The organism is Crocosphaera watsonii WH 8501, from assembly GCF_000167195.1.
Lineage (GTDB): Bacteria > Cyanobacteriota > Cyanobacteriia > Cyanobacteriales > Microcystaceae > Crocosphaera > Crocosphaera watsonii.
Genome location: NZ_AADV02000161.1, coordinates 1 through 10,030, shown reverse-complemented (window position 1 = coordinate 10,030; position 10,030 = coordinate 1). Strand labels below are relative to the sequence as shown.

Here is a 10,030-nt window from a genome sequence, read left to right as displayed (position 1 = left end):
AACGGCAGGCAGCTTGATGCTGATTTCGATCTAGAGGATCCCCCCTTTTATATTCTCCATCTAAATGAAATGACGTGGAATCTAAATGGGAGTATTTAAGGTCTATTTTAATTTTTTTAATTACTTCTAAAACTACTTCAATAAAAATATCATTTAGTCCATATTTATATAATTCATCCATTACTCTCCCAATTTTATCATCATTAAGGTAATCAGGTTTAATTCTTTCTCCTAACAATTTCTCAATGGCTTTATCTTGAAAAAACTGACTGAATAAATATAGAGGTCTTGAAACAAATCCTAGTCCATTGATTAAAATAGACTTAACTACTGTACCTGCTGAGATTTTTTCTCTAACATCTATTCCTAATTTATTATTAATTATTTTGACTATTCCTATTTCATCAATTAAACCAGCTACTATCCCTAAATGGTCTAAATTTTTAACTTGTATTTCTTCTAAATAAGACATTTTTCGCTCTTTTTTTACAGAGGAAACAACTTAAGCAATTATCCCACTTTTTTGTCTTCAAGAGCTTAAGCAATTATACTTAATTATTAACCCCAGGCTTGTAGTATTTAATGCTACTTTTTGAAGTGCGGAATCTGGGATTAAATACTCCCCAGGGGTGGTATCTCCTTCATTAGCATCTTCTACAGCAACAATGCTGACAATGGGAACTTCTTCTGGTTGGGGAGATCCTCCTTCTGTTACTCTGATTCTGTTGCGCTCGCTTTCATTAGTAACTGTTATGGTAGAGGTTAATTGATAATTTAAGTCGCTACTGGTGGCAGTAACATCTATATCCAGGGGATTTTCAATACCAGTAAGTCTTATTTCTTGATAGCTATCCCAATTATTTTCATTAAAGGCGATAGTAGTTAAATTTGTACCACCATTATTAAATTCAACGGTGACATCATTAAGAGGTTGACTGGTTAGTTTTACAGAATAAATAGTTTCCCCATTCTCATTTATAACAAGGGGATTGTTTGTTGTTACTTCTTCGCCAAAAATATCAACTATGGCGACTCCTGCGGTATAGTCTTCACTATCGGTAAGGGTTATTGTTGTTGTACCACTATTAACGAAAATATTATTTTCTAAAGGATCACCAAATAAACCAAAGACTGTTTCTGACTGTAATGTTATTTCAATGGTTTCATCTCCTTCGACGATCGCATCGGCTAAAGGAGTGATGTAAATGTTAGCTGAATCTGCACCTTGAGGAATGAAGATGGAGTTTGTGGGGAATGAGCCATCAGTGGTGCTAATATCTGTTTGGGATATGTAATAGTCTTCTCCTAAAGTGGCTGTGCCTGTGACATCATAGTTAATGATTAATCCGGGTAAGTCTGTAACTGGTTCATCTAATTTAACTTCAACGAAAAAGGTTTCTATTCCTTGATCTGTTACTAAAGGAGTTTCCGTTAAACTATTGCTATCAACTTCTGCTGTTACGGATAACAATGAATTGGAATTGTTGTTCTGCCCACCGAATATTACATATGTTTGCCCTGCATAACTATTACCATTGGCCTCGGCAGGATCTGCACCAATAATAAGGTCATCAATACCATCTCCATTGACATCCCCTGCATTACTTACTGAAAATCCTGAGTTGTCACCTGCATCAATACCATTAATTACAAATCCATTATTTCCATTCAGTGATGATAAATTTAATGTACTGCCAAAAGACTCTGAACCAAATATTACATATGTTTCCCCTGCATCCTCATTACCATTGGGATCTGCAAAAAATGCACCAATAATAAGGTCATCAAAGCCATCTCCATTGATATCCCCTGCATTACTTACTGAAAATCCTGAGTTGTCAAATTCATCAATACCATTGATTACAAATCCATTACTTCCATCGAGAGATGATAAATTTAATGTATCCTCAAAAGAAGAAGACCCAAATACTACATATGTTTCCCCTGCGTCAATATTACCATTGGGCTGTGCAAGAAATGCACCAATAATAAGGTCATCAAAGCCATCTCCATTGATATCCCCTGCATTACTTACTGAAAATCCTGAGTTGTCAAATTCATCAATACCATTAATTACAAATCCATTATTTCCATCCAGTGATGATAAATTTAATGTATTCCCAAAAGATTCTGAACCAAATATTACATATGTTTCCCCTGCAAAACGATTACCATTGGGTTCGGCACCATATGCACCAATAATAAAGTCATCAATACCATCTCCATTAACATCCCCTGCATTACTGACTGATCTCCCTGAGTAGTCACGTGCATCAATACCACTAATTACAAATCCATTACTTCCATCCAGTGATGATAAATTTAATGTACTGTCAAAAGACTCTGAACCAAATACTACATATGTTTGCCCTAATAGAGAATTACCATTGCGATCTGCAAGAAATGCACCAATAATGATGTCATCAATACCATCTCCATTGATATCCCCTGCATTACTTACTGATCTCCCTGAGTAGTCACGTGCATCAATACCATTAATTACAAATCCATTACTTCCATTCAGAGATGATAAATTTAATGTATCCCCAAAAGACTCTGAACCAAATACTACATATGTTTCCCCTGCATAACTATTACCATTGGGATCGGCACCCTCTGCACCAATAATAAGGTCATCAATACCATCTCCATTGACATCCCCTGCATTACTTACTGATCTGCCAAAGGTATTAGAACTAACTGTAATATTGACATCAGTTGTCGACCCAGTTTCTTCTTCGATTAAATTGTTAGTTGTGCCGGCTCCAGTTACTAAATTCCAATTAGTGGGGGTACTTGAACCAATAGGACCAAAATCAACCCCGATTATAGCAGCATTGGCAACATTAGGAATAATTCCTAATCCGATAGCAGTGGTCACAATGCCTAAAGTTTGCTTGAAATTCATAATTACTCCTCAACCAAAGGAAAATTTGGATAGTTTATTGTTTTCCGCCTCAATCATTACATAAAAAAGGGGGGGGTCAAGTGTTTTTAAATATTTTTAACAAAAATACTCTATTTATACAGCTAAATGCTTAAGTATCGTAGATTACATTCAATTTTGCGCTGATTAGTGCATATAGCAAGTTTCAACTGATGACATGGAATCATGAGCTAAAATATTATTACGTAGATTGCATAAATAAACTGACAAAAATGGAAGCAATAATAGCTAAATTTTCGGTTGAAGACTATCATAAAATGATAGAAGCTGGACTATTAATTTATCGTGACGTTGAGTTAATTAATGGACTTATTTTAGAAATGTCTCCTGAAGGAACAGAACATACTTATATTGGGGAAACTTTGGCTGATTATTTCCGTCGATTAACCCAAGGAATAGCTTGGGTTAGAGAAGCAAGACCTATTACCCTTACTCAATCTGAACCTGAACCAGATATTGCTATTGTTCGTCTTCCCCATTCTCTTTATCGTTCCCATCATCCCTACCCTGAAGATATTTATTTGTTAATTGAAATATCTCATTCTACTTTGAAGTTTGATACTTCAGAAAAAAGAAATACTTATGCAGCAGCAAATATTCAAGACTATTGGGTGGTTGATGTTAATAATAAACAGTTAATTATCTATCGTTCTCCTATTAATGGACTGTATAAAAATGAAACAAGATTATCTTTAGACAGTCAAGTATCACCCTTAGCTTTTCCTGATCTTAATATCATAGTGAATGAAATTTTTAACCGTTAAAGGAAAGAAGATATTACGATATCGCCATCTCTACTATTCTAGCGTCATATTGAATGTCTAGAGAATCTAAGTCAACAGATAAACAACCTGTGTCGCACAACCAGGTAAATAATGATTATTAATAGTAAGGTGGGCAATGCCCACCCTACAAATTACTCCCAAACCTGACAACTTAAATCACCAGATTTTTGCGAGAAACGGATATTTTCTTCATAATCAACGGGACAATCAATCACCGCCGGAACCCCTTGTTCTAAGGCAGTTTTCAAGGTAGGAACTAAGTCATCAGCAGACTCCACACGATACCCTTTTAAACCCATACTTTCGGCAAATTTAACAAAATCTGGATTAGTAAACTTAATAAAAGAAGACTTACCAAATTGATTAATTTGCTTCCATTCAATTAAACCATAACCATTGTCATTGAAAATAAGAGTAACAAAAGGAGTACCGGCCCGTAAAGCCGTTTCTAACTCCTGACAGTTCATCATAAAACCCCCGTCTCCTGTCACTGCAACCACCCTCTTATCTGGGGCCACCAACTTAGCAGCGATCGCCCCAGGTATAGCGATCCCCATAGCTGCAAACCCATTGGAAATGAGACAAGTATTAGGACTATCACAATGATAATGACGGGCCATCCACATTTTATGGGCCCCCACATCAGAGATGACAATATCTTCTGGTCCCATCACCTGACGCAGATCGTAGATAATTTTTTGTGGTTTAATGGGAAAACCTTCATCATGGGCATAATTTTCGTATTCTGTGACTAACTTACTACGTAAACCAGTAGCAATAGAGGTTGATTTTCCTTGACGATCAGCCCGTTTTAAAATATCCATCAAAGAATCACTAATATCCCCCACCACTTCCACTAAAGGAATATAACTGCTATCAATTTCGGCCGGTTCCATGCCAATATGAATAATAGGAGTTTTCCCTTCAGGGTTCCATTTTTTGGGGGAATATTCGATCAAATCATAACCCACAGCAATGACGAGATCGCTTTGTTCAAAAGCACAAGTAATAACATCCCGTTGTTGCAAACCCACTGTCCATAAGGAGAGAGGATGGGTGTAAGGAACCGCCCCTTTACCCATAAAAGTGTTGGCCACAGGAATGTTTAAAGTAGTAGCAAACTCCGTTAACGCTTCACTAGCTTGGGCCCGAATAGTACCATTACCCACTAAAATTAAGGGATTTTTGGCCTTAGAAATAGCCATAGCCGCAGCGTTTAAACTACGATAAGAAGCGTAGGTTTTCTCTTGGTCATCCCGTTTTAAAGGTTGACCTTCTACCGGCATAGCTGCGATATTCTCGGGGAGATCGATATGAACCGCTCCAGGTTTCTCGCTTTGTGCCAATTTAAAGGCTTTACGGGTGATTTCCGGGGTAATACTAGGACGAACAATCTGTTTATTCCATTTGGTCACCGGTGCAAACATAGCCACCAAGTCTAGGTATTGATGGGACTCAATGTGCATTCTGTCCGTTCCCACCTGTCCCGTAATAGCAACTAAGGGCGCACCATCTAGATTAGCATCGGCAACCCCAGTCATTAAGTTGGTTGCTCCAGGCCCAAGAGTGGATAAACAGACTCCTGCTTTACCTGTGAGTCGTCCATAGACATCAGCCATAAAAGCTGCCCCTTGTTCGTGACGGGTGGTGATAAATTGAATAGAAGAGTCTTGGAGTGCCTCAAGGATATGTAAGTTTTCTTCCCCTGGCAAACCAAAAATATACTCTACCCCTTCATTTTCGAGGCATTTTACCAATAATTCGGCTGTGTTCATTTCCCCCATGTGAGTTTTCCCTTATGTTGATGATACTGATGAGTTAATAGCGACTCCCGAAATCTTGGTTTCTAGACCGTTTCGGGAGTTGAGGATGGATTATCAAATTTCTCTTATGTCTAATTTAAGCAAAGATCCTTGACAAAAACCACTATTTATGATGAACTCCTCACTTAATCCACACGGTTTTAACATTGAGAAATTCCTGCATTCCTTCAATACTTAATTCCCGTCCGTAACCCGATCGCTTAATTCCACCGAAAGGTAGGCGAGGATCGGATTTGACCATACCATTAATAAAGACGCATCCAGCTTCGATCTCATCGATCAGTCGCTCTTGTTCCATTGGCTCATTGCTCCAGGCACTAGCTCCCAACCCAAAGATGGTATCATTAGCTAATTCAATGGCTTCGTCTATATCTTTAACTCGGAAGAGTAAAGCCACAGGACCAAAGAACTCATCGTAATATCCGGGAGAATCTACAGGAATATCCGTTAAAATGGTGGGCGGATAAAAGTAACCAGGTTGATCGGCGATCGCTTTACCCCCTATTACTATTTTGCCCCCTTTTGTGACTGTTTCTTGCACTTGTTGATCTAATTCTAATAACATGGAGGCGTTAGCCAGTGGCCCGATGTCTGTTTCTTCCTGCATGGGATCGCCTACTGTCAATGCCTTAAATTTTTCTGTGAGTAGAGCTTGAAAGCGATCGGCGATGGACTCGGCTAAGATAAAGCGTTTGGCTGCAATACAAGACTGGCCATTGTTTAGCATCCTGGCTGTTACTGCGGTGGTAGCTGCTGCTTCGATATCGGCACTTTCTAAGACGATAAAAGGATCACTGCCCCCTAATTCTAAAACGGTTTTCTTAATTTGTTTACCAGCCGCAGAAGCTAAACTGGCCCCGGCGGGTTCACTTCCTGTTAAGGTAGCTGCTTTGACTCTGGGATCATTGATAATAGCTTCTACTTGAGAGGCGCCGATCAGTAAGGTTTGGAAACTACCTTGAGGAAACCCTGCTTCTGTCAGGATAGCTTCAACTGCTAAGGCGCATTGAGGGACATTAGAAGCGTGTTTAAGAATGCCAATGTTTCCAGCCATCAAGGCAGGTGCCGCAAAGCGAAACACTTGCCAGAGGGGAAAATTCCAGGGCATAACGGCTAAAATAATCCCCAAGGGTTGATAACGGATAAAGCTACGACTGGCATCCGTTTGGGCCGGAACATCTTTGAGAAAGTTAGCTGCGTTTTCTGCGTAGTAACGACAAACTAAGGCGCATTTTTTCGCCTCTGCGATCGCACTTTTGATCGGTTTACCCATTTCTAGGGTCATTATTTCCCCTAGTTTACGTTGATCTCGTTCTAAAATATCGGCGGCAGCATTCAACCATTGACTCTTTTGTTCTAGGGAAATTTTACGATACTTTTTGAACGTAGACTCAGCTAAAGCGAGTTTAATCTCAATCTCTTCTGCTGTAAGGGGTTCAAAAATTTTAATGGTTTCTCCCGTTGCTGGGTTAACTGTGGCGATACCCATTTTGTCCTCCTAATTCCCTTTATTGTGTACAATTTCTAACATTCTTTCCTAGTGTGCTATGACTACACTCAGGTAATGGGTGTTTTTTGGGAATTTTTAATATCTATTTCTAGATTGACTCTATAACAAGACAACGGAGGACTTTCTTTACATTTATATACATAAATTTACACTAAGTTAGTTAGGAGTGGAAGAATTAATTATATTTCAATTAATTGCTACTAGGGTTAATTAATAGCCGTTTCTTTTAAGAATTAGAATCTAGTCTTTGAGAAATCTTATTAATTCCCCAACTAAGAATTGCTCCTAAAAAAAGAATACCAATGGCAGGATTAAATAAAGGTTGCCAAAGTTTGTACCAGAGGTCAAAACCGAGGGGAACTCCGACAGAACGACCAATAACCGCAGCTATCAACCAAAAAAAACCCAGAAATACTAGAAAAACATCCGCCACCAATAAACGGTTCAACCAAGTTAAAATTGTCTCTTTCATTATTTTGTGCATTATATTTTCATTAAATATGATACAGTAAAACTGGATCATAAAAATAAGTTACCTTTGAAAAATGACTAAGTTAGATGAAATTTTCATAATCATTATTAATTCTAAAAGGTGGGCAATACCCACCCTACTTTAACTAGGCTCCTACTGCTTCTTTTGCTGCATACATTACTTCTAAGGTAATCTCAGAAAATCCTCGTTCACGGGCAAATTTTTCTGTATTTCGTTTTACTTTACCCCGAACAAAACCAGGAACTTTATTCAATTCTGTTTGTGCTTCTTTGTTCCAGTTCAAATCAGAATCAGCAGAAATTCCTTTGGTAATAACTTCTTTAGTATCATGACCCCCAAAAATTTCTAAAAGATGGTCTTCCATCCCCAAAGTAAAGGAATTATAGATCAAATCGGCAATCTGATTTGTGCCTTCATAACCACAGAAAGGTTTATAACCAATAGGGAAGTTTTGAATATGAATGGGTGCAGCAATAACACCACAAGGAATGTCTAATCTTTTCCCTACATGACGTTCCATTTGGGTGCCAAAAATAGCAGAGGGTTCGATACGAGCGATGGCATCTCCAATGGCTCCATTATCATCACTAATTAACACTTCATCGCAATATTCGCTCACTTGTTCTTTGAACCATTCTGCGTCATATTTACAATAAGTTCCGGCTAAAACTACATGAATTCCCATCTCCCGTGCTAAAATTTTTGTAAGGGCAGCAGCATGGGTATTGTCCCCAAAAACAACGGCTTTTTTACCCGTTAAATTTTGACAGTCAATGGAGCGAGAAAACCAGGCAGCTTGAGACACATATAAAGTCTGTTCGTTTATATATTCTTCATAATTAACATTAGCCCCTTGCTCATTAATTATCTGTTGAATTTTACGAATACATCTCGCTGTTTCTACTACCCCCATCGGTGTAATATCCACATAGGGAAGGTTAAAACTTTCTTGTAAATATTGTGCCGTGGCTAACCCTAATTCTCGATAAGGTACTAAATTAAACCATGCTTTCGGTAAATTCTTTAAGTTATGAACCGATGCACCATCGGGAGTCACTTCATTAACTTCAATTCCCAAATCTTTCATTAATTGTTTCAACTCTCTACAGTCGTGTTGATTATGAAATCCTAAAGTAGAAATACCGATAATATTAACGGAAGGATTTTCTGTTTTTTCAGTAGATAATTGATTCTTTTTCTGGGCTTTTTCCAGGTAAAATTTAACAATTTGGTGTAAAGTTCTGTCAGCAGCTTGAAACTCGTTGTAACGATAATGGTTGACATCTGCTAATAAAACATCTCCCTTGGCATCCATTTGCGCGCGATCGACAAAATTAGCTAAATCTTCTTGTAAAATACTAGAGGTACAAGTAGGGGTTAAAACAATTAAATCGGGGTTTTCTTCCCCATCTTTGCGAACAATATTGTTAACCACCTTTTCTTGAGAACCCCTAGCTAAAACATTGCGATCGACTACACTAGCAGTAACGGGAGTAAAATCTCTTTCCCGTTCTAACATCGATCGCATAACATTAAAATAGTCATCTCCCAAAGGTGCGTGCATGATCGCATGAACATTTTTGAAAGAACTAGCAATGCGTAGGGTGCCGATATGTGCAGGGCCAGCATACATCCAATAGGCCAGTTTCATAGAATTCTCCTAATGTGGTAAATAATCTTGATTGTCCCAAAATTGTTGTCTTTATTGAGTATCTGATTAAATAATGTTACATAAGTAAAAATTGCCTACATCACCCATTTTGAATAGGTTTGAAGGGCATTTGACCAATCTTGTTCTGGTTTAATTTTAATTAATCTTAATGTTAGACAATATCATTGCTCAGGAACGAGGAATCTCCATAAAAAAAGCAGCACAGATAACAGTGCTGCTCGAGTCTTTTTATTTAGGTTTAAACCTAGACTAAACTAGCCATTTTAATTTCATTAGTGCTTAAGATTTGTTGTAGTTCATCAGAATCAACAGTTTCTTTTTCCACTAACATATCTGCTAAGGTGTCTAAGATTTGACGGTTACTTTCTAAGACATCTTTAGCCCGTGCATAGGCAGTATCTACAAGTCCGCGAACCTCTTCATCGATAGCAGAGGCAGTTTCGTTAGAAAAGTCGCGATCAGAAGCAATATCTCGCCCTAAAAAGACATTTCCATTTTGCCGTCCTAAAGCAACTGGTCCTAAGCGATCGCTCATTCCAAAGCGAGTGATCATCTGACGGGCAACCCGGGCCACCTGTTGTAAGTCACTAGCAGCACCGGTGGTGACTTCTTCCTCACCGAAGATGATTTCTTCAGCAACACGGCCACCCAAGGCCACAGCCATCTGATTTTGTAGATAAGAACGAGACATCAACCCTGACTCCATGCGATCTTCACTTGGAGTAACCAGGTAACCCACCGGCACGGCCACGGGGATAATGTCATCTTTCTGCAACAGGTACCGAGCTCGAGTCTATCCC

General features: G+C 38.5%; 7 protein-coding genes and 1 pseudogene. 1 reads left to right on the top strand and 7 read right to left on the bottom strand.

What is annotated here, in order from left to right:
* The coding region (locus CWATDRAFT_RS26775) for an IS1634 family transposase (RefSeq protein ID WP_042712542.1) at positions 1 to 472 on the bottom strand (472 nt) is incomplete at its 3' end.
* Positions 473 to 529: 57 nt separating this feature from the next.
* Positions 530 to 2,908 carry a beta strand repeat-containing protein gene (locus tag CWATDRAFT_RS32085; protein ID WP_007307935.1) on the bottom strand — a complete coding sequence of 793 codons (2,379 nt, stop codon included), beginning with the start codon at positions 2,906 to 2,908 and terminating at the stop codon, positions 530 to 532.
* Between the two features lie 251 nt (positions 2,909 to 3,159).
* On the opposite strand from CWATDRAFT_RS32085, the gene CWATDRAFT_RS26765 reads away from it, so the two are divergent.
* Positions 3,160 to 3,711, top strand: coding sequence for a Uma2 family endonuclease (locus tag CWATDRAFT_RS26765; RefSeq protein ID WP_021830410.1), 552 nt, complete (start codon positions 3,160 to 3,162; stop codon positions 3,709 to 3,711).
* A gap of 152 nt (positions 3,712 to 3,863) precedes the next feature.
* On the opposite strand, the gene CWATDRAFT_RS26760 is transcribed toward CWATDRAFT_RS26765, so the two are convergent.
* The 5 genes and pseudogenes from CWATDRAFT_RS26760 to CWATDRAFT_RS26740 form a co-directional block, all read right to left on the bottom strand.
* Positions 3,864 to 5,516 (bottom strand): acetolactate synthase large subunit, encoded by a 1,653-nt coding sequence (locus CWATDRAFT_RS26760; RefSeq protein ID WP_007307934.1) that lies wholly within the window; start codon positions 5,514 to 5,516, stop codon positions 3,864 to 3,866.
* Between the two features lie 160 nt (positions 5,517 to 5,676).
* Positions 5,677 to 7,044: an NAD-dependent succinate-semialdehyde dehydrogenase gene (locus CWATDRAFT_RS26755; protein WP_007307933.1), complete on the bottom strand. Its 1,368-nt coding sequence runs from the start codon at positions 7,042 to 7,044 to the stop codon at positions 5,677 to 5,679.
* A 247-nt stretch (positions 7,045 to 7,291) separates the two neighbouring features.
* Entirely contained in the window at positions 7,292 to 7,537 is a 246-nt protein-coding gene (locus CWATDRAFT_RS26750; RefSeq protein ID WP_007312932.1) for a hypothetical protein, read from the bottom strand.
* Between the two features lie 145 nt (positions 7,538 to 7,682).
* The gene (gene bchB, locus CWATDRAFT_RS26745; RefSeq protein WP_007307931.1) at positions 7,683 to 9,209 is read right to left on the bottom strand and encodes a ferredoxin:protochlorophyllide reductase (ATP-dependent) subunit B; all 1,527 of its coding nucleotides are present in this window, start codon (positions 9,207 to 9,209) and stop codon (positions 7,683 to 7,685) included.
* 265 nt (positions 9,210 to 9,474) lie between these two features.
* Positions 9,475 to 9,985 (bottom strand): annotated as a pseudogene (locus CWATDRAFT_RS26740) (cell division protein FtsH); the annotation flags it as partial.
* Between the last annotated feature and the right edge of the window lie 45 nt (positions 9,986 to 10,030).